The organism is Streptomyces sp. NPDC101225, from assembly GCF_044767585.1.
Classification (GTDB): Bacteria; Actinomycetota; Actinomycetes; order Streptomycetales; family Streptomycetaceae; genus Streptomyces.
Window position 1 is genome coordinate 30,398 of the sequence record NZ_JBIWOE010000053.1, and the last position, 19,582, is coordinate 49,979.

The 19,582-nt window shown below is 73.8% G+C and carries 14 protein-coding genes; 3 read left to right on the plus strand and 11 right to left on the minus strand.

The window, feature by feature from the left end; translation table 11 throughout:
• Nucleotides 1–79 precede the first annotated feature (79 nt).
• Nucleotides 80–706, plus strand: coding sequence for a TetR/AcrR family transcriptional regulator (locus ACIRPX_RS40945; protein WP_404205065.1), 627 nt, complete (start codon nucleotides 80–82; stop codon nucleotides 704–706).
• On the opposite strand, the gene ACIRPX_RS40950 is transcribed toward ACIRPX_RS40945, so the two are convergent.
• From ACIRPX_RS40950 to ACIRPX_RS40960, 3 genes are all read right to left on the minus strand, one after another.
• Entirely contained in the window at nucleotides 655–870 is a 216-nt protein-coding gene (locus ACIRPX_RS40950) for a helix-turn-helix domain-containing protein (protein WP_404205067.1), read from the minus strand. The genes ACIRPX_RS40945 and ACIRPX_RS40950 overlap by 52 nt on opposite strands.
• Nucleotides 871–907: 37 nt before the next feature.
• Nucleotides 908–1,888, minus strand: a complete 981-nt coding sequence (gene galE / locus ACIRPX_RS40955) for a UDP-glucose 4-epimerase GalE (RefSeq protein ID WP_404205069.1) — start codon at nucleotides 1,886–1,888, stop codon at nucleotides 908–910.
• Between the two features lie 79 nt (nucleotides 1,889–1,967).
• The gene (locus ACIRPX_RS40960) at nucleotides 1,968–3,251 is read right to left on the minus strand and encodes a glycosyltransferase 87 family protein (protein WP_404205071.1); all 1,284 of its coding nucleotides are present in this window, start codon (nucleotides 3,249–3,251) and stop codon (nucleotides 1,968–1,970) included.
• Nucleotides 3,252–3,343: 92 nt separating this feature from the next.
• On the opposite strand from ACIRPX_RS40960, the gene ACIRPX_RS40965 reads away from it, so the two are divergent.
• Nucleotides 3,344–4,957: a hypothetical protein gene (locus ACIRPX_RS40965; protein WP_404205073.1), complete on the plus strand. Its 1,614-nt coding sequence runs from the start codon at nucleotides 3,344–3,346 to the stop codon at nucleotides 4,955–4,957.
• On the opposite strand, the gene ACIRPX_RS40970 is transcribed toward ACIRPX_RS40965, so the two are convergent.
• The gene (locus ACIRPX_RS40970) at nucleotides 4,911–5,387 is read right to left on the minus strand and encodes a MarR family winged helix-turn-helix transcriptional regulator (protein ID WP_404205075.1); all 477 of its coding nucleotides are present in this window, start codon (nucleotides 5,385–5,387) and stop codon (nucleotides 4,911–4,913) included. The two genes, ACIRPX_RS40965 and ACIRPX_RS40970, sit on opposite strands and share 47 nt — an antisense overlap.
• 122 nt (nucleotides 5,388–5,509) lie before the next feature.
• On the opposite strand from ACIRPX_RS40970, the gene ACIRPX_RS40975 reads away from it, so the two are divergent.
• Nucleotides 5,510–5,923: an organic hydroperoxide resistance protein gene (locus ACIRPX_RS40975; protein WP_404205077.1), complete on the plus strand. Its 414-nt coding sequence runs from the start codon at nucleotides 5,510–5,512 to the stop codon at nucleotides 5,921–5,923.
• 76 nt (nucleotides 5,924–5,999) lie between these two features.
• Here the strand turns inward: ACIRPX_RS40975 and ACIRPX_RS40980 are convergent, their stop codons facing one another.
• From ACIRPX_RS40980 to ACIRPX_RS41010, 7 genes are all read right to left on the minus strand, one after another.
• Nucleotides 6,000–8,231 (minus strand): CDP-glycerol glycerophosphotransferase family protein, encoded by a 2,232-nt coding sequence (locus ACIRPX_RS40980; RefSeq protein ID WP_404205079.1) that lies wholly within the window; start codon nucleotides 8,229–8,231, stop codon nucleotides 6,000–6,002.
• An 8-nt stretch (nucleotides 8,232–8,239) separates the two neighbouring features.
• Nucleotides 8,240–10,441, minus strand: a complete 2,202-nt coding sequence (locus ACIRPX_RS40985; RefSeq protein ID WP_404205081.1) for a CDP-glycerol glycerophosphotransferase family protein — start codon at nucleotides 10,439–10,441, stop codon at nucleotides 8,240–8,242.
• Nucleotides 10,442–10,595: 154 nt separating this feature from the next.
• Nucleotides 10,596–12,842: a CDP-glycerol glycerophosphotransferase family protein gene (locus tag ACIRPX_RS40990; RefSeq protein ID WP_404205083.1), complete on the minus strand. Its 2,247-nt coding sequence runs from the start codon at nucleotides 12,840–12,842 to the stop codon at nucleotides 10,596–10,598.
• A gap of 173 nt (nucleotides 12,843–13,015) precedes the next feature.
• The gene (locus tag ACIRPX_RS40995; protein WP_404205086.1) at nucleotides 13,016–13,897 is read right to left on the minus strand and encodes a carbohydrate ABC transporter permease; all 882 of its coding nucleotides are present in this window, start codon (nucleotides 13,895–13,897) and stop codon (nucleotides 13,016–13,018) included.
• Nucleotides 13,894–15,243 carry a carbohydrate ABC transporter permease gene (locus ACIRPX_RS41000; protein WP_404205088.1) on the minus strand — a complete coding sequence of 450 codons (1,350 nt, stop codon included), beginning with the start codon at nucleotides 15,241–15,243 and terminating at the stop codon, nucleotides 13,894–13,896. The genes ACIRPX_RS40995 and ACIRPX_RS41000 overlap by 4 nt, the downstream gene beginning before the upstream one ends.
• 9 nt (nucleotides 15,244–15,252) lie before the next feature.
• On the minus strand, nucleotides 15,253–16,638 hold the full coding sequence (locus ACIRPX_RS41005) for an ABC transporter substrate-binding protein (RefSeq protein WP_404205090.1): 1,386 nt from the start codon (nucleotides 16,636–16,638) through the stop codon (nucleotides 15,253–15,255).
• Nucleotides 16,639–16,810: 172 nt separating this feature from the next.
• Nucleotides 16,811–19,582 (minus strand): FtsK/SpoIIIE domain-containing protein (locus tag ACIRPX_RS41010; RefSeq protein ID WP_404205093.1); only part of this gene is annotated, 2,772 nt, incomplete at its 5' end.

Genomic DNA, 19,582 nt, shown 5'->3' on the forward strand with positions numbered 1-19,582 from the left:
CGTATCGTCGCAACGTGAGCGTAGGCCCGATCGACGTCGGAACGCAACCGTTTCGTCGTCACGCCCCTATGCTGGTCGCATGACGACGAACGCCGACGAGCCCCAGACGCGTCCGCGCCGCCGCACTCCCGCCGGTGCGGCCGTACTCCGGGAGGACGTGACGGAGGCCATCCGGGCCGCCGTCTTCGAGGAGCTGGCGGCCGTCGGTTACGCACGCATGTCCATCGAGGGGATCGCGCGGCGCGCGGGCGTCGGCAAGACCGCGGTGTACCGGCGCTGGCGTTCCAAGCTGCATCTGGTGCTCGACGTCGTCTCGGCGATCGCGGTGATGGGCCTGCCCACGCCGGACACGGGCAGCCTGGAGGGCGATCTGCGGCTGCTGTACGAGGTCACCTCGCGGGCCCTGCGGCACCCCGTGGCCTCGCAGATCATCCCGGACCTGCAGGCCGAGGCGGCCCGCAACCCCGAGATCGCCGAGGCCATGCAGAAGACCCTGCGCGAGGGCCAGGAGGGCGTGGCCAGCAAGATCCTGGTCGCCGCCGAGCAGCGTGGCGAGATCCGCGAGGGGTTCGACGACGAGCTCGCCCTCGACCTGGTCTCCGGCCCCCTGTACTGGCGCTCGGTGGTGATCCGCAGCCCCAGGCTGCCGAAGGGCTACCTGGCGTCGCTGGCCCGGGCCACGGCGGCGGCGGTCAAGGCGCTCTGACCGGGCGGCGGGGCCGGCGGCGCCGGTGCCAGGATCTCGATCCCGCCGTCCCGGGCCGGCCCGACGAGACCGTCGCGGCGCGGGCGCGCGAGAGCCCGGTTGGCGGTGACCCGGGTGACCCCGAGCAGGCCGGCGAACTCGCGCTGACCGCCGTCCAGGAGCACGCACCCGTCCGCGGCCGGCCGCAGGGCTCCTGGGCGCTCAGCCCCGCGCCGCCTCCGGATGCAGCCGGACCCAGCCCTCCCACGCCGACGTGATCATGTCCTGGACGTCGTGCTTCGCCGTCCAGGACAGTTCCGTCGCGGCGCGGTCGGCGGACGCCACGACGCGGGCCGGGTCGCCGGGGCGGCGGGCGGTGACCGTCGGCGGGCGGTCGTAACCGGTGAGGGCGTTGATGCGGTCGATCATCTCGCGGACGGACACGCCCTCCCCGCGGCCGATGTTGAGGGTGAGGTCGCGGCCGGGGGAGGAGCGCAGGGCGCGGGCGGCCGCGACATGGGCCTCGGCCAGGTCGACCACGTGGATGTAGTCGCGTACGCAGGTGCCGTCGGGGGTCGGGTAGTCGTCGCCGAAGATGCGCGGGGGCGCGTTCTCGGTGAGCTTCTCGAAGACCATGGGGATGAGGTTGTGGACGCCGACGTCCGCGAGTTCGCGGGCCGCCGCGCCCGCCACGTTGAAGTAGCGGAGCGAGGCCGTGGCGAGGCCCGTCGCCCGGCCGGTCGCGCGGACCAGCCACTCACCGGCCAGCTTGGTCTCCCCGTACGGCGACATGGGCGCGCACGGCGTCCGCTCCGTCACCAGGTCCACGTCGGGCATGCCGTACACGGCCGCGGACGAGGAGAAGACGAACGACGCGACACCGGCCGCCGTCACCGCCTCCAGGAGCACGCGCAGGCCCTCGACGTTCTCCCGGTAGTAGTGCAGGGGAAGATCCACGGACTCGCCCACCTGCTTCTTCGCCGCCAGGTGCACGACTCCGGTGACCTCGTGGTCGGCGAGGACGCGGGCGATCCCCTCGCCGTCCAGGGTCGACCCCGTCACCAGCGGCACCTCGTCCGGTACGCGCTCGGCGATGCCCGTCGACAGGTCGTCGTAGACCACGGCCCGCTCGCCCGCCGCGGTCATCGCGCGGACGACGTGCGCCCCGATGTAGCCGGCGCCGCCGGTGATCAGCCAGGTCATGTGCGGCCGTCCCCTCGTCAGTTGGCCTGTGATGTGCGGTGTCCCCCTGAGGCCGGTATCAGTGAAGCAGGCGGGCGCGTCACGCGTGCACGGCGGCGGGAACTGCCTGGGTGTCCGGGGGCGCGCGGTGCGGCCGCGGCGGGGCCGGCGGCGGCGTGGCGGTGGAGCGCCACAGCCGGGTGAGGGACAGGACGGCTGCCGCGGCCAGCAGGCCGTTGCGGGCCAGCATCAGGGCGCAGCCCGTCCAGGTGCACTCCCTGACCTCGGAGTACAGGGCGGGATAGGCCACGGCGGTGATCGCGGTGGCGACGACGACCAGGGCGGCCACCGGCCGCTGCACGGTGTGCCGCGAGGTCAGGCACACGGCCGCCGCGCCCAGCAGCCAGATCATGTACTGCGGGCTGATCACCCGGCTGGTGACGGTGAACAGGAGCACGGCGCTCAGCGCGGCGTCGAACGGTGTCGCGGGCGTCCAGTGCCGGGCCCGCAGCCGCCACAGGAGCAGCAGCGCCAAGGCCGCCGCCGTGAGCGCGAGCATCAGGTGCGCGACGGTCCGGACGTGCGGGCCGGTGAACTCCAGCGAGCCGTACTGGTAGCGGACCTGCCCGGGCCACCCGGCGTGCGTCGCGAGCGCGAGCGCCGTGCCGCCGAGGGACTCGATCTGCACGCCCCTCCCGCCCTGCTCCTCCAGGAACGCGAGCGGGTCGGTGAACAGGGCCGTGAGCAGGGCGAGCGCCGCGGTGCCCGTGGCGGCGGCCCAGGTCCACGCGGAACGCGTCGCCCGCCCTCGCGGCGCACCCAGCAGCACCAGCGCCGGCCACACCTTCACCAGCGCGCCGAGCGCCGCGAACGCCCCGTACGCGCGCGTCAGGCGCGGCAGCGCCAGCAGGGAGAGGACGGCGAGCGCCGTGACCTGCACGTCGTAGCGGACGAGCGGCATGTGCAGCAGAAGCGGGAGGGCGCCGATCCACAGGGCGGCCCCGAGGAGCGTGCGGCCGGGGCGGGTGCCGGCCCCGGTCAGCGCCAGCGTGATGGCCGCGTCGGCGGCGAGGGTGAGGGCCACGAACGCCTGGAAGTACGTCAGGCCCGGCAGCAGCGCGGGCGACAGCAGCACCGGGCCCGCGCCCGGCGGGTACTGCCAGAGGGGGTCGTGCGCGGGGAAGGCGCCCTGCGCGAGGACGCCGTACCAGTGCTGGTAGAGACGCGACACCTCGCGGGCGACCGAACCCCGGCCGAGCAGGGGGGCGGCGTTGTGGACGAGCAGCCACAGCATCAGGGCCCGGGTGGCGAGCCAGGCGCCGCCGAGAGCGAGGAGGCGGTGTTTCCGGACGGCGGTCGTCACGGTGGTCGTCACTGCGTTCATCACACCGGATGGTAAGCCGGGCGAATGGTGTGCAGCGTCTGAAACACCGTCAATCCATGGCAAGAGCATGGCTACCGCCCAAAATCAGCCGTGTGCTGATCGAGGTGGCGGGGCGGGCGAACCGCCGGCGGATGCGTACGGAGGCCGTGGCCGTGGCGGTCCCCACGGCCGTCATGCTCGCGATCGGGCTGTGGGGTCTCGACCGGGGTGGGATGTGGGGCGACGAGAGCGTCACCTTCCTGGTCGGGCGGCGCTCGGTGCCGCAGATCTGGCAGCTGCTGCACGGGATGGACGCGGTGCACGGCCTGTACTACCTCGCCATGCACCTCGTGCTCGCGGTCCACCCCGGCGAGGTCGTCCTGCGCCTGCCGTCCGTGTGCGGGGCGGCCGCGACGGCCGGCCTGGTCGCGGCGCTGGGCGTACGGCTGGCCCGGCCGCGGGTCGGCCTGTGGGCCGGCCTGATCTACGCGATCACCCCGCTGACCGGCCACTACGCACAGGAGGGGCGGTCGTACGCCCTCGTCTCCGCGGGGGTCGTGGGGGCGACCCTGCTGCTGGTGCCGGTGGTGCAGGGGCGGCCGCGTCCGGGCTGGTGGTGGCGGTACGGCGGCCTCCTCGCGCTGACCTCCGTGCTGCACGAGCTGGTCGTGCTCGCCCTGTGCGCGCACGCGACGACCCTGGGACTGGCGCGGGCGCCGCGGACGGTGTGGCGCGACTGGCTGCGCGCGGCCGGGCTCGTGGGCGTCGTCGTACTGCCGGTGGTGTGGGTGTCGCAGCGGCAGTCCGGCCAGGTCTCGTGGCTGGTCGCGCCGGACTGGGACAAGGTGGAACAGCTGGTGCGGGACTTCGCCGCCGGACCGGCGGGCGTGGTGTTCTGGGTCTGCGTCGCCCTGGTGGCGCTCGGGGTCACGGCCCGGCGCACGGCGGTGGTCGCGCTGCCGCTGCTGGTGCTGCCACCCGCGATCCTGATCTCCGTGTCGCAGTACCGGCCGCTGTTCCACGAGCGCTACGTGCTCTACGCGCTGGCGGGCGCGCCGCTGCTGGCCGCCGCGGGCACCGACCGCGTGGTCGTGTTCCTGGCGCGGCTGCGGCCGGGCGGCCCGCGGCCGCGCCCCGGCCGCCTCGGCACGCTCACCGGCGTCCTCGCCGTCACCGCCGCCTTCGTCCAGTGCCTCCCGCTGTACCGGCAGGACCGCTCCCCGGCCCACCGCCCCGAGAACCTCGCGGCCGTGGCCGCCGTCGCGGCCCGCGACATCCGCCCCGGCGACCCCGTCCTGTACCTGCCGTCGAGCTGGCGGCTCGCCGCGCTGACGTATCCGAAGGGGTTCCGGGAGGCCCGCGACATCGCCCTGACGGAGTCCGGGCCGCGGTCGGGGACGCTGAGCGGCCTGGAGACCACTCCGGCGGAACTGCGGCGCAAGCTGGTCGGCCTGAAGCGCCTGTGGGTCGTCGCCGACTCCAGGATGCTGAACTCGGACCGGCGGCCGGGCAACCCGACCGACCGCGTCAAACTCCAGGTCGTGGAGGAGCGGTTCACCGCCCGGGGGAAGTACGTCAGCGGCCGGGTGGCCTTCTGCCTCTACGTCCGCCGCCCGGCGCGTGCGGCGGCCGCGCCGGGGGCGCACCGCGCGGCCGGGTCCGGGGCCGCGCCGGCGCCCGCTACGCCGGTTCCGACGACACCGCGGCCGCGTCCAGCGCGCTGGTGAGCTCGTCGAGCCGGGCCCGCAGCTGACGGATCTCCCCGACGTCGAAGCCCGTGGCGGCGGCGATGCGGCGCGGCACCTGCTCCGCCCGCCCACGCAGGGCGGTGCCTTCCGCGGTCAGCCCCACCTCCACCGAGCGCTCGTCCCGGGTGCTGCGCTCGCGCCGGACCAGGCCGGCCGCCTCCAGCCGCTTGAGCAGCGGGGAGAGGGTGCCGGAGTCGAGCCGCAGATGCTCGCCCAGCTTCTTGACCGGCAGGTCGCCGTGCTCCCACAGCACCAGCATCACCAGGTACTGCGGATAGGTGAGGCCGAGGTCCTTGAGCAGGACGCGGTAGACGCCGCCGAAGGCGCGGGACGCGGCGTTCAGGGAGAAGCAGATCTGCTGGTCGAGCCGGAGCCAGTCGGTGGCCGGGGCGTCGGGCGTGGTGGACATGGAACCAGGGTAGCTCCCGCGGGACCATTTAGTTGTGCACAATTGAATTGTGTGCTCTACTTATGGTCGTGAGGCGGCCGCGGAAGAGCCGCCGGAACGTGACTTCGAGAGGGATGGTTTCCATGGACGCGCTCTACACCGCTGTCGCCACCGCCACCCACGGCCGGGACGGCCGAGCCTTCACCAACGACGGCAAGGTCGACGTCAAGCTGGCCCCGCCGGTGGAGCTGGGCGGCAACGGGGAGGGCACGAACCCGGAGCAGCTGTTCGCCGCCGGATACGCCGCCTGCTTCGGCAGCGCCCTCGGCCTCGTCGGCCGCCAGGCCAAGGTCGACGTCAGCGACGCCGCTGTGACCGCCGAGGTCGGCCTCGGCAAGCAGGGCGAGGGCTTCGGCCTCACGGTCACCCTCCGCGTCGAACTGCCCGACACCGTGGACGAGCCGACCGGCCGCAAGCTGGTGGAGACCGCCCACCAGGTCTGCCCGTACTCCAACGCGACCCGCGGCAACATCGACGTCGAGCTCGTCATCGAGTAGAGCTCGTCCGGCACCTGTCGGGCGCGGACGCCGGTCACCCGGCGTCCGCGCCTTCGTGTCCGTCCGTGACGGACCGTCAGTTCAGCGAGGGCGCACGCTCGGTGGCGGGCGCGGGAAGCAGCGGCGCCGGCTGCGGCGGCGCCGGCCGCTCGCCCAGCAGCACCGTGCGGACGACCCGTTCGGCGGCCCGCCCGTCGTCGAACTCGCAGAACCGCGCGCGGAAGGCGGCCCTCAGGCCCGCCGCCTCCGCGTCCTGCCAGGTCCCCGAGGCGAACAGCCACGCCAGCTCCCGGTAGGAGCGCGACACATGGCCCGGCGCCTCGGCGGTGATGTCGAAGTAGGCGCCCCGGCTCGCCGCGTACGCGGCCCAGTCGTCGGCGTGGACCACGATCGGCCGGTCCAGGTTGGCGTAGTCGAACATCAGGGCCGAGTAGTCCGTGACCAGCACGTCGGAGGCGAGCATCACGTCCTCGACGTGCGGCTCGTCGGTCGCGTCCACCAGGACGCCCCGGGCGTGCAGATCGGCGAGGCCCAGGCCGCGTGCCGTGCCGGTGGCGAGGGAGGGGTGCAGCCGTACGACGAGGGTGTGGCCGGCGCCGAGGTCGGCCGCGAACCGGGCCAGGTCGATCCGGTCGACGTGCCCGCCCCGGCGGTACTCGCGGCGGGTCGGCGCGTACAGCACGACGGTGTTCCCGGCGGGGATCGAGAGCCGCTCGCGGACGGCGGCGGCGCGCTGTGCGGGGGCGTCGACCAGCACGTCGTTGCGCGGGCTGCCCGTGCGCAGCGAGGTGAAGTGGCAGGGGTACGCCCGGTCCCACACCAGCTCGGAGTGCCGGTTGGCGACCAGGCTCAGGTCCCAGCGGTCGGCGCGGTGCAGCATCTTCGGCACGCTGAAGCCGTGCCGGGCGCCGGGCTTGTCCAGCAGGTCGGCGCCCATGTGCTTGAGCGGCGTGCCCTGGTGGGTCTGGAGGTGGACGCTGCCGGGGCGTTTGGGCAGGGCGCCGGGCCAGTTGACGTTGTTCACCCAGTACGTGGCCCGGGCCGCCACCGCGTGGTAGCCCCGCGAGCCCGGCGTCACGTAGTCGGTGCCCGGCGGCAGCGCGTCCACCGCGTCCTGACGGACCACCCACACGCCCCTGATGTGCGGGGCGAGTTCGCGGGCCTTGGCGTGGATCGCGGCCGGGTCGCCGTGCACCCCCGCGTGATGGGTCGCCGAGTAGACCGCCAGGTGCGGGTCGAGCGGGAGCTTCGAGCGGACGCCGTACGCGGCGCGCCGGGCCGCCTTCGAGGCCCTGCCCACGGTGCGGCGCTTGCCCGCGCCGGCCAGGGCGCGCAGACCGCGCCCGGCGCGCAGGGCCGCGTAGGAGGCGTAGGGCGAGGAGGCCAGCAGCCGCATCTCGGTGCCGCGGGGACCCTGCGGCGGGGTGAAGTCCGCGGGCCGGTGGCGGTCGTGGAAGGCGCGCATCTCACGGTGGAAGGCCGGCCGGTCCGCCGCGGTCACCCGGTCCTCGCGGGCGATCACGAACAGCATGTGGTCCAGGGCCCGCTCGAAGAGCGGCGGCCGGGCCCAGGCGAGGTCGTCGCGCTCCTCCAGGAAGGCGAACAGGCCCTCGTACTGCGGAAAGATGTCGAAGTGCCGGCGCCCCGGGGTCTTGGTGATCGCGCCCTGCCGGCGCTGCCGGTACTCCACACCGATGCGGTTCAGGCACGCGATGCGCTCCGCCAGCACCATCGACCGGTAGGTGACCGGCGCGTCCTCGTACAGGCCCGGCTGGTACCGCAGTGCGTGCTGCTGGAAGAAGGCGCGCCGGTACGCCTTGTTCCAGGCGACCAGGAACAGATGCGCGTACTGAGGGCTCTCGCGCAGGCTGAAGACGTCCTGTCCGGCCGCGGCCAGCAGGACGGAGGCGTCGCTGGGGCCGCCCCGGCCCCACCAGTGCGTGCGGACGTGGTCGAAGACCAGGATGTCCGGGTCCTCGGCGCTCCCGAGCCGGTCGGCGACGGCGGCCAGCAGGCCCGGGGTGTAGAAGTCGTCGCTGTCGAGGAAGAGGACGTAGTCGCCGCGCGCCCGCTCCAGGCCCGCGTTGCGGGCCCGGCCGAGGCCGACGTTCTCGGGCAGGTGCAGCACCCGCACCCGCTCGTCGCGCGCCGCGTACGCGTCGAGGATCGCGCCGCAGCCGTCGGGCGAGCGGTCGTCGACGGCGATCACCTCGAAGTCCGGGTACGACTGTCCGAGCACCGAGTCGATGCACTCGTGCAGAAAGCCCTGCACCTTGAAGACGGGGACGATGATGCTGAAGCGGGGCACGGCTGAGCTCAGCTCCTTACGAGGGGGGAGGCGGCGGGGGCCGGGACGCGCTCCGCGAGCGGGACCACGGGCGGGATCGACTCGGGCGGCTCGCCCAGCAGCACCCGCCGCACGACGCGCTCGGCGGCGAGGCCGTCGTCGAACTCGCAGAAGCGGGCCCGGAAGGCGGCCCTGGCCGCGGCGGACTCCGCGCCCGCCCAGGAGCCGTCGCGGAAGACGCGGGCCAGCTCGCCGGGGGTGCGCGCCACCGCTCCCGGCGGGTGCTCCAGCACGTCGAAGTAGACGCCTCTCAGCTCCCGGTAGACGTCCCAGTCGTCCGCGTAGACGACGACGGGCCGGTCCAGGTTGGCGTAGTCGAACATGATTGACGAGTAGTCGGTGATCAGCGCGTCGGCGGCCAGGCACACGTCCTCGGACGAGCGGTGCGCGGTGACGTCGATGACCTGACCGGTGTGCTTCGCGGTGCCCCGGTCGTAGAAGTAGTGGGCGCGCAGCAGGACGACGAAGTCCTCGCCGATCTCCTCGCACAGGGCCCGCAGGTCCAGGCCCGTCTCGAAGCCGGTGTGGTGGTCGCGGTGGGTGGGCGCGTAGAGAAGGGCCGTCTTGCCCTCGGGGATGCCCAGTTCGCGCCGGATGCGGGTCACGTCGTCCGCGGTCGCCGTGTAGTAGACGTCGTTGCGCGGATAGCCGTACTCGAGGGTCTCGTGCACGGCCGGGAAGGCCCGCTCCCACATCTGGGTGGAGTGCCGGTTGGAGGAGAGGTTGTAGTCCCAGCGGTCGACGCGGGCCAGCAGCTTGCCGAAGCTGCCGGTCGCGGCCGCCACCACCGGGTACGTCGCCTGGTCGACACCCATCTTCTTCAGCGGGGTGCCGTGCTGCGTCGACAGGTGCACGCTGCCCGCGCGCTTGACGACGGCGTCCGCGAAGTTGGCGTTGTTGACGAGGTACTTGGCGCGGGCCAGCACGTCCCAGTACTTCGCGCTGCCGATGACCGCGTGCTCGACGTCCCCGGGCAGGGTGTGCGCCTGGTCCGGTTCGACCAGGAACACCGAGCGCAGGTGCGGGGCGAGTTCGCGGGCCTTGGCGTGGATCGCGGCCGGGTTGCAGGCGTAGCCGCGTCCCCAGTACGCGCAGTACACCGCGAGGCCGGCGTCCAGCGGGCGGCGCAGGGCGCGCGCGTACCGCAGACGGGTGCGCACCATGCGCGGCCGCGGCAGGCGCCCGGCCGCCCCGGCCACCGACCGGTTGACGCCGCGCAGGGCGCGGAAGGCGGTGTACGCGCCGGTCGCCAGCAGCCGGTGCTGCACGCCGAGGCTGCCGCCCGGCAGGCGGTGACCGGCGGGCCGGTGGCGCCGGTAGAGCCGGCTCGCCTGCCGGAAGAAGGCACGGCGCCCGGCGGGCAGCCGCCCGGGATGGGCGGCGGTCTTCAGCACGGCCGCGAAGAGCTGCTCGAAGAGCGGGCCCAGCCGGTCGGGGGACAGGCCCTCCTCGGCGGCGCGGGTCAGCACCAGGTCGGTCTGGGTGAGGAGTTCGAGGTGGTGCTCACCGGGCAGGCCGAGCCGGCTGCCCTGCCTGCGCACCAGGTGCCGGACCACTACCTGGTGCAGGACGGCGGCCTTCTCGGCCCTCAGCAGGACCAGGCCGCCGAAGCCGACGTCGGTGAAGTACCCCGCGGGGAAGGCTAGTTGCCGCTCGGCCAGGAAGGTCCTGCGGTAGGCCGCGCTCCACGCCGGGAGCTGCACGCCGGTCAGCTCCGGCACCTCGTCGGGGGAGAAGGCGCCCGCCGGCCGCTTCGGCAGGACCAGGGCGGCCGGGTTGCCGGGCTCGCCCTCCCACCAGGGGACGCGCTCGTGCTCGACGTACAGGACGTCCACCTCGCCGGTCTCGGTGAGGCGGGCGTCCAGCGCCGCCAGCGCGCCCGGGACGAGGACGTCGTCGCCGTCGAGGAACAGCAGGTACGCGCCGGTCGCCGCCCGCAGCCCGGTGTTGCGCGCCCCGGCCAGGCCGCCCGACGGGGGCGCGTGCACCGGGCTGACCCGGGAGTCCCGCCCGGCGTGTCCGGCGGCGACGTCCGCCGCGGGCGTGCCGGGCGCGTCGCAGACCGGGATCAGCTCGAAGTCGCCGAAGGACTGCGTCAGGACGGAGTCCAGCGCCTGGGACAGCCGGCCTGACACCCCGTGCGACGGGACGATGATGCTGAAGCGGGGCATTCTGCTCTTTCTGTCGAGGTGCTTGCGGGGCTCGGCGGTCGTGGGCTCAGCCGAGCCGCCCCGGCCGGCCTGCGGGACGCCAGGTGGACGGTCTGCTCGGTGTGGGCCGCGACGGGCTGGAGGGCATGCGAACTCCCCTGATCGAGAACGGCGTTCAGTGGACGTCGGTGACGGTCGCCGGGCCGGCGGGCTGCGGCACGGTGGCCTGCGGGGAACGGATGCGGGCCGCGGCCGCGGACGGCACGGGGTGACGCTCGGCCGGCGGGATCACCGGGGGGAGGTCGGTCTCGCCCAGGACGACCCGGCGGACGACGCGCTCGGCCGCGCGCCCGTCGTCGTGCGGGCAGAAGCGCTCGCGGAAGGCGGTGCGCAACTGGGTGGAGCGGGAGCCGCGCCAGTGGCCGGTGGCGAAGATGTCGATCAGCTCGTCCTCGCTGCGGGCCACCGCGCCCGGCGGGAAGGAGCGCAGGTCGAAGTAGGTGCCCCGGGCCGCCTCGTACGCGGCCCAGTCGTCGGCGTGGATCACGATCGGCCGGTCCAGGCCGGCGTAGTCGAACATGATCGGCTCGTAGTCGGTGAGCAGGGCGTCCGAGGCGAGGCAGAGATCCTCGATCCTGGGATGGCCCGTGACGTCGATGATCCGCACGCCCTGCTGCACGGGGTCGTGCGTCCGCGCCAGGACGACGAAGCGGGGGCCCAGGCGGCGCAGGAGACGTTCCAGGTCCAGCGGGGAGCGCTGGGTGCGGCGGTAGTCGCGGCGGCAGGGCGCGTACAGCACGGCCACGCTGTCCTCGGGGATGCCGAGACAGGCGCGCAGTCGGGCCACGTCCGCCGACGTCGCCTTCTGGAACACGTCGTTGCGGGGGCTGCCGTGCTCCAGGGTGGTGTAGCCGCCCGGGAAGACGCGCTCCCAGGTCAGCGTGGAGTGGAGGTTGCCGGACAGGACGTAGTCCCATGTGTCGACGCCGTCCAGGAGCGCGGCGAAGTCCATGTCGCGGGCGGCCGCGGGGCGTTCCTGGAGATCCAGGCCCATGTGCCCGAGCGGGGTGCCGCCGTGCGTCTGCACGAGGACCTGGCCGCGGCGCTTGACCAGACGGCGCTCGAACTCGGCGTTGGACACGAGGTACTTGGAACGGGCCAGGGCCGTCCAGTAGGCGGCCGTGCCGGGGCTGACCCGCCCGGTGGCCGCCGGGACGGTGTGGTGGTGCTCGGGGCGGGCGATCCACGCCGTGCGGATGTGCGGCGCGTGCGCGCGGAACGCCGCCTCCAGGGCGCCCGGGTGGCAGCCGTGGCCACGCCCGTCGGACGCGGTGAAGACGGCGCGGTCGGCGCGCAGCGGGAGGCGGAGCTGGAGGCGGTAGTGCAGCCGCAGGGCCGCCGCCCGCGCGGTGCGCAGGAGCCCCACGCCCAGCTTGGCGGTCCTGCGGTACAGCGTCGCCGTGTGCTGGAGGCAGCGGTATGTGCGGTGCAGGCCCCAGCGGACCAGGGTGTGCCGCAGACGTGCGGGTGCCGGCAGCGGTGCGCCCCGGACGCGGTAACGGCGGTGGTGGGCGCGGGCCTTGCGCAGGAACTCGGCACGCGCGCCGCGCGGCAGACGCTCGCGGTGGGAGAAGATCTTGGCGAGGTGGTCGGCCATGCGGCGGAACAGCACCGGCCGCCAGCGGGCGAGTTCGGGGTGCTCGTCGAGGAACGCGAAGACCCGGTCGTACTGGTCGAACACGTCGAAGTGCCGCCGGCTGCTGGTGCCCAGGATGTTGCCCTGGCGGCGCTGGCGGTAATGCACGCAGACGCGGTCCAGCGTCGTGAGGGACTCCGCGCTCATCAGGACCGGGAAGGTCCAGGGGGTGTCCTCGTAGTAGCCCGGCGGGAAGGTGAAGCCCTCGCGTTCGACGAACTCCCGCCGGCAGGCCTTGTTCCAGGCCACCATCAGCAGGTGCAGCAGGCCCGGGCGGTCCTCCAGGCGGAAGGGGGCCGGGCCCTGCTCGGTCAGCTGCACCGAGACCACGTTGCGGACGGTCTCGCCCGACCAGTAGGTGCGCGCGTAGTCGTAGACCAGGACGTCCGGTTCGCCGGTCTCCTTCAGGCGGTCGGCGATCGAGCGCAGGGCGTGCGGGGTGAGGGTGTCGTCGCCGTCCAGGAAGATCAGGTAGTCGCCGCTCGCCTGCTCCATACCGGCGTTGCGGGCGCCGCCGAGGCCCCGGTTCGCGGGCAGGTGCAGGGGGCGCACGCGCGGATCGCGGGCCGCGTAGCGGTCGATGATCGCGCCGCTGCCGTCCGGCGAGCAGTCGTCGACCGCGATCAGTTCGAGATCGGGATACGACTGCGACAGCACCGAGTCCAGGCATGCGTGGAGATACGCCTGAACCTTGTACGCGGGGACGATGACACTGAACCTGGGCAAGGCACATCCATGGGTCTGCGCGGACGACTGGGCCTTGCCCGGGAACGGCCGATGGAGTGACTTGGTTACGTCCCCTACGGCATACGGGGGATTGCCGGTGAACGGAAGGGGCCGGGACCGTGACGTCCCGACCCCTTCGTTCCGTTGTCGTCAGGCCCGCTTCGCCGTCGGGCCTACTTCACCGCGCCCGCCATCACGCCGGACACGAACTGCCGCTGGAACGCGAAGAACACCACCAGCGGGACCACCATCGAGATGAACGCGCCGGGCGCCAGCACGTCGATGTTGTTGCCGAACTGCCGTACCTGCTGCTGGAGTGCGACCGTCAGCGGCTGCGACTGGGAGCTGGAGAACACCAGCGCCACCAGCATGTCGTTCCACACCCACAGGAACTGGAAGATGCCGAGGGAGGCGATCGCCGGTGCGCCCAGCGGCAGGACGACGGTGAAGAACAGCCGGGTCTCGCCGGCGCCGTCCAGCCGTGCCGCCTCCATGAGTTCACGCGGGATCTCCGCGAAGAAGTTGCGCAACAGGAAGATGGCGAACGGCAGTCCGAAGCCGACGTGGAAGAGGACCACACCGATGATGTCGCCGAAGATCCCGATCTTGCCGAAGAGGTCGGCGAGCGGGATCAGGGCCACCTGGACGGGGACGACGAGCAGGGCGACCACCACCAGGAACCACCAGTCGCGGCCCTTGAAGTCCATCCAGGCGAAGGCGTATCCGGCCATCGCGCCGATGAGCACCACGAGCAGCGTGGCCGGGACCGTGATCCAGACCGTGTTCCACAGCGCGTGGGTGATCGCGTCGTTCTCCAGCAGGGACTTGTAGCTCTTGGCGGTGAGCTGGCTCGGCGCGGTGAACACCTTCCACCAGCCCGAGGAGGCGATGTCGGTCGGATCGCGGAACGACGAGACCAGCAGGCCGAAGGTGGGCACCAGCCAGAACAGGGCGACGAGGATCAGGAAGACCCGCATCACCCCGCCCCCCGCACCGCTCGCCACCCGCGAGGCGAGGGAGCGCCTGCCGTGCACGGACGTGTCGAGGGCGGTCATCGGCGCTCCTTCCGCAGCCGGCGGATGTTCACGATCATCACCGGCAGTACGAGCAGCAGCAGGATGACGCCGATTGCGCTGCCGACGCCCTCGTTGCCGCCGCCGCCGAAGGAGGACAGGAACAGCTGCAGCGCCAGGACGTTGGCGTCGGGCTGACTCGGCTGCGGGGCGATGATGTAGACTAGGTCGAAGATCTTCATCACGTTGATCATCAGCGTGATGAGGACGACCGCCAGGACCGGTGCGAGCAGCGGCACGGTGATCTTGCGGAACACCTGCCACTCGTTGGCCCCGTCGACCCGCGCCGCCTCCAGGAGGTTGCGGTCCACGCCCGCGAGGCCCGCCGCGATCAGCACCATCGCGAAGCCCGCCCACATCCACACGTAACTGCCGATGATCGCCGGCGTGACGAGCGTCGGGCCGAGCCAGTCGATGCCGTTGTACGGAGCCGAGAAGTTCGAGGCGGGGAGCCTGAGCCGGGCTCCGTCGGCCTGGTCGGGAAGGCTGAAGGTGCCGTCCGCCGCGGTGGTGGCGGAGGCGACCGTCGTGCCGCCCTTCACCGCCTCCACCTTCACGCCCTTCAGCGCCTTCTCACCCGGGTCGATCTCGCCCTTCGTGCCGCCGCCGCCCAGCTTGAAGTCCAGCCAGACGGTGCCGGTCACGCCCGAGCCCGTCGCCGCCTTGGCGTTCTCGGGGTTTCCGGGCAGCTTGTTCGGGGCGATGCCGACCAGCGGGAGCAGGGCGGGCGTGCCCGCCTGCACGGTGCCGGTCGTCGTGAACGACCCGCCGCCGGAGGGTCTGAGGTCGCTCGCCGTCGCGTTCGGCCGGGCGCCCGGATACACCGAGGACGACACGAAGGTGTCGTGGATGCTCTTGACGACCGCGTTGGCGGCGCCCAGGTTGGGGTCCTGCTCGTACACCAGGCGGAAGATGATGCCGGCGGCGAGCATCGAGATCGCCATCGGCATGAAGACGATGAGCTTGAACGCCGTTCCCCAGCGCACCCGTTCGGTCAGCACGGCGAAGATCAGACCGAGCGCGGTGACGACGGCCGGGGCCACCGCGACCCAGATCGCCGTGTTGCGTACGGCGGTCAGCGTGGAGCTGTTGGAGAAGATGTCGCCGTAGTTCTTCAGCCCCACGAAGCCGGAGCCGTCGGCGTCGTAGAGACTGCGCCAGATCGAGTACACGATCGGGTAGACCACGAGCGCCCCGAGCAGCACGAGCGCGGGCAGCAGGAACAGCACCGCCACCCACAGCCGTGTGCCCGTGACGCTCTTGCGCGGCGAGACGGAGGGCGTCGGCAGTGTGCCGGCGCCCCCCGTCGTATTCGCTACCGACGTCATGGCGCGTCGTCAGCCGGTCGAGTAGGCCTTGGCCGCGTCGGCCTCCAGCTTCTGCTGGGTGCCGGCGACGTCCTTGGGGTTGCGCAGGAAGTCCTGCAGGTCCTTCCACTCGCCGACGCCCGCCGTACCGCCGAAGGCGGCCGGCGCCTGGTCGGACATGTCGAACCGGAAGTTGTCACCGGCCGCGAGCAGCGACTTCGCGATCTGGCGGGTGATGTCGTCCTTGTAGGCGCTCTGGTCCATCTCCTTGTTGGGGGAGAGGATGCCGCCCTGCGCCGCCCAGATGGCGGCCGCGTCGGTGGAGGCCAGGAAGGTCAGCAGCGCCTGGGCGCCCTTGCCGTCCTTGAGCGCCACGGCGACGTCGCCGCCGCTGACCACGGGCGCGATGCCGCCGACGGTCGGGAACGGGAAGACCTTGGCGTCCTTGCCCAGCACGGCCTTGGTGTCGGCGTTGATGTTGGCCGTCACGAAGTCGCCCTCGAAGACCATCGCGGCCGGGTTGTCACCGGAGAAGGTCTGGGTGACCGACTTCGGGAACTCCGTGTTCAGCGCACCCTTGTTGCCGCCCGCGATCAGGTCGTTCTTGCCCCAGAGCTGGGCGAGCGTGGTGAGCGCCTTCGTGACCGACGGATCCGTCCACTTGATCTTGTGCGCGGCCAGCTCGTCGTACTTGTCCGGCCCGGCCTGCGAGAGGTAGACGTTCTCGAACCAGTCCGTGAGCGTCCAGCCGTCCGCACCGGCGACGGAGACGGCGGGGGAACCGGCGTCCGACAGCGTCTGCGCGGTGCTGAGGAAGGTCTGCCAGGTCTTGGGCGTGCTCGTGATGCCCGCCGCCTGGAAGGCCGCGGTGTTGTACCAGACCAGGGACTTGTTGGCGGCCTTGGCGTAGACGCCGTACTGCTTGCCCTTCCAGGCGCCCAGGTCGACCCAGCCCTTGGAGAAGTTCTTGTCCAGCTGGGCCTTGGCGTCCGCGCCCATGGGCTTGAGCCAGCCCTTGTCCGCGAACTGGTGCAGCACACCCACCTGGGGCAGGAAGGCGATGTCCGGCGGCTTGCCGCCCTGGATCTTGGTCCCGAGGAAGGTCGAGGTGTTGTTGCCCGTGGGCACGAAGTTGATCTTGGCGCCGGTCCGCTTCGTGAACTCCTCCATGACCTTCATGAAGTTCTTCTGCTCGGCGCCGGTCCAGACGGCGGCGACCTCGAGGGTCTGGCCGTCGAGCTTGGGCAGCGTCACGCCGCCACCGCTGCCGCTCGCGCTCGCCGTGGAGCCGCCGTTGCTGCTCTTGTTGTCGTTGCCGCCGCAGCCGGTGAGTGCCAGCGCGAGGGCTGCCGCGAGGAGGGCGGCGGCGGGTTTGGCGGCCTTGAGTGTCCGGTTCTTGCTGCTCGTGCTGCGCATCACTGCCCCGTTCTTCGATCTTCGTCGAACGTCGAGCGCTGTCCCGTGGATCTGGTCTACGCCCGTCGGAATGGGTCGGCAAGTGCGCGTCCGTTGTCAACCGGGGGATCGTGACCGCGTCGTGACCGGGTGTTCGGTGTGGGCGTGACCGTCGGCCCGGGAGGCGGGAGCGTCACAGCAGTGAGGGCACCTCCGTGGCCGAGACCTCCCGGGCCGCTCGTTCCAGGGCACTGGCCAGGAGGGCCAAGTCGGTGGGGCCGTTGCCCAGTTCTCGTACGGTGCGGCGGGCCGGGGGGTCGCCCGTGCGGTGCCAGTCGAGAGGGACGACCGTCGGGCGGAGCGTCGCCGTGCGGGGGATGCGGCCCGTGACGCGGCCGCCCTGGAAGGGGGCGGACCGGCCGTCGGGCCAGGTCAGCCGGCCGCGGCCCGGGGCCGGTTGGTCCGGTCCGGTGGCCGGGGCCTCCAGGGTCACGCGCAGGGTGGCCCGCCGGGCGGGTTCGGTCTCCGCCGTACGGCCGCCCGGGGCGGCGGCGGCCACCAGGTGGACGCCGAGGCGCCCGCCCTCGCGGGCCACGGCTTCCAGCGCCCGCACGACGGAGCCCGCGGCGGGCCGGCCGGGCGAGCCGAGCGCGGGGCGGACCAGGGCGTCCAGGTCGTCCACGACGACCACGAGCCGGGGCAGCGCCGGTGCCGCCTCGGTCTGCCGGCGGGCGGCTCCCGGGCGCAGGCGCAGGGTCGAGCTGGGCGGGCTGTCGAGGTCGCCCGTCGCGGTCGTGCCGGTCGCGCGCTGGGCGACGACCCGGCCCGAGAGCTCCCGGCCGGTGTGCCACTCCGCGAACCCGCCGCGGCCCAGCAGTTCGGACCGGCGCTTCAGCTCGGCACTGAGGGACTGCGCGAACTCCCGCATCCGGACGGGGTCGTTGGCGGTGAGGTGGGTCGTCACGTGCGGGACGTCCGTACAGACCCGCAGGCCGTCGCCCTGGACGCCCGCCCCGGAGGAGGTGCCCGCGGAGCCCACGCTGTCCCGGCCGTCCATCAGGACGATGCCCAGCCGGTCGGGGCGCTCGGCCGCGGCCAGGGAGGCGACCACGGCCCGCAGCAGCTCCGTACGCCCGCTGCCCGCCGGGCCCTCGATCAGCAGATGCGGGCCGTCGGCGCCGAGGTCGGCGCAGACCGGGCCGCGCGGACCGGCGCCGAGCACCGCCCACGCCCGTCCGCCGAGCGCCTGGGTGTCGTCCGCCGCGTCCGCCCAACGCGCCATCAGCGAGGCCGGGGTGGCCCGCGCGAGGCCCAACTCGTCCAGCAGCCGCGCCGCCTGGGGCAGCGGCACGGAGACCCGCGCCTGCCGCTCGGTGCCGGAACCGTCCGTCCTCAGCGGTGCCAGCGCCCGCGCGAACCGCTCGGCCCAGGCCAGGGACACGGCGTCCACGACGGCCATGGTGCCGGGGCCTATGGGGGCGGCGTGCGTCCCGGCGTCGGCCGCGGGGGCGGAGCCGCCGTCCGGCCCGTCCGGTGCCCGGCCGGCGGGAGCGCCGGGGGCGGTCCGTGCCACCCGCATCAGCCGCAGCGCCGTCGCCACGTCGCCGCTCAGCAGTGCGACCGCGCCGCAGTCCCGGAAGGCCGGTGCCACCGCGCAGGCCGCCTCGTACGTCTCCGTCACCGGGGACGCGGGCGACGCGGACGCCGTCTCGGCGAGGCAGACGACGTGGATCCCGGCCCGCGGGCCCTCCAGCGCCAGACGCGCCACCGCCTCGCGCACGGCCGCGCCTCCGGGGTCGCCGTCCACGACGACGACGGTGTGCGGACCGGTGAAGCCGTCCGCCGGCTCCGGGCCGTCGTCCTCGCGGGCCCAGGAGGGCCTGCGGGCGGCGGCGCGGGGCGGGCCCGCGGGCGTGCGGGCCGGCGGCCGGGTGCCGGCCCGCACCTCCGCCTCCTGGTCGTCCAGGCGCCGCAGCAGCTCGCCCGTGCGGGCCGTGGCCTGCTCCCGGTCGTAGGCGAGCAGGAGGCGGCAGTCCTGGCCGTGGCCGGGGCGGAGGTGGGGGAGCCAGCCCAGCCAGGACCACTCGGCCGCCCGCTCCGCCACGGGGCGGGCGCGGTCCGCGCTGATCAGGACGATCTCCAGGGACTCCGGGGCGTGCAGCGCGGCGAGCTGCGCCACCACCGCGCGGGCCAGCCCGGACAGCCGCGCGCGCGGGCCGGCCAGGCCCAGGGACCCGGCCTCGCGCAGGTCCGCGGTCACCGGCACCGCGGGCAGCAGCCCGGAGCCGCCCGGCGCCGTACGGTCCGCCGTGCCCAGCCGGACCGTGAGCGCCTCGGGGTGGCCCGGGGTGCGCTCCCACAGCCGTGGCCCCGGGCCGAGCGCCGTCAGCAGCAGGGCCGCCGGGTCGGGCCAGGTCTCCGGGAGCCCGGGTCCGCCGAGCGGCTCGGGCCGCGGCGCGGCGCCGGAGCCGTCCTCCTCGTCGTACGCCGCGCCGTCGGGCGGCAGGTGCTCACCGCGTCCGCCGGCCAGCCGCCGTGCCCAGGCCGACAGCCCGCCGCGCCTGCGCAGGCCCTGCGGCACCTCCGTGCCGCGCGGCGGGGTGCCCCCGTGCCCGCCGGACGGTTCGCCGTCGGCCGCGGGGGAGGAGGCCGCGTCCCATGCGACGGCGCCGTACCGCCCGGCGTGCGTGTCGCCGCGCGCTTCCGCGTCCCTGCTCTCGATGTGCGGTGCCCCGCCCTGCCCCGGCACCAGCGGCTGACCGGCCGGGCCGGGGCCGTGGGGGGCGGGCAGGCCGCGCGAGGGGGTGGCGGCCGGGTCGCCGCCGTCGGGCACGCGCGCGTGCGGCAGCGGTACCGCGGACGGCACCGCGCCCCCCGGGGGCGGGCCGGCCCCGGGCGCCCGGCCCGCGGGGGTCTCCACCCCCGGCCGCCCCCGCCAACGGCCCCCCCCCGCCCGGGCCGGCGG

Excerpts from the sequence above, each read along its gene's own strand:
- ACIRPX_RS40945 (WP_404205065.1), top strand. The coding sequence starts at position 80 with ATGACGACGAACGCCGACGAGCCCCAGACGCGTCCGCGCCGCCGCACT.
- galE (WP_404205069.1), bottom strand. The coding sequence starts at position 1,888 with ATGACCTGGCTGATCACCGGCGGCGCCGGCTACATCGGGGCGCACGTC.
- ACIRPX_RS40960 (WP_404205071.1), bottom strand. The coding sequence starts at position 3,251 with ATGAACGCAGTGACGACCACCGTGACGACCGCCGTCCGGAAACACCGC.
- ACIRPX_RS40970 (WP_404205075.1), bottom strand. The coding sequence starts at position 5,387 with ATGTCCACCACGCCCGACGCCCCGGCCACCGACTGGCTCCGGCTCGAC.
- ACIRPX_RS40975 (WP_404205077.1), top strand. The coding sequence starts at position 5,510 with ATGGACGCGCTCTACACCGCTGTCGCCACCGCCACCCACGGCCGGGAC.
- ACIRPX_RS40985 (WP_404205081.1), bottom strand. The coding sequence starts at position 10,441 with ATGCCCCGCTTCAGCATCATCGTCCCGTCGCACGGGGTGTCAGGCCGG.
- ACIRPX_RS40995 (WP_404205086.1), bottom strand. The coding sequence starts at position 13,897 with ATGACCGCCCTCGACACGTCCGTGCACGGCAGGCGCTCCCTCGCCTCG.
- ACIRPX_RS41000 (WP_404205088.1), bottom strand. The coding sequence starts at position 15,243 with ATGACGTCGGTAGCGAATACGACGGGGGGCGCCGGCACACTGCCGACG.
- ACIRPX_RS41005 (WP_404205090.1), bottom strand. The coding sequence starts at position 16,638 with ATGCGCAGCACGAGCAGCAAGAACCGGACACTCAAGGCCGCCAAACCC.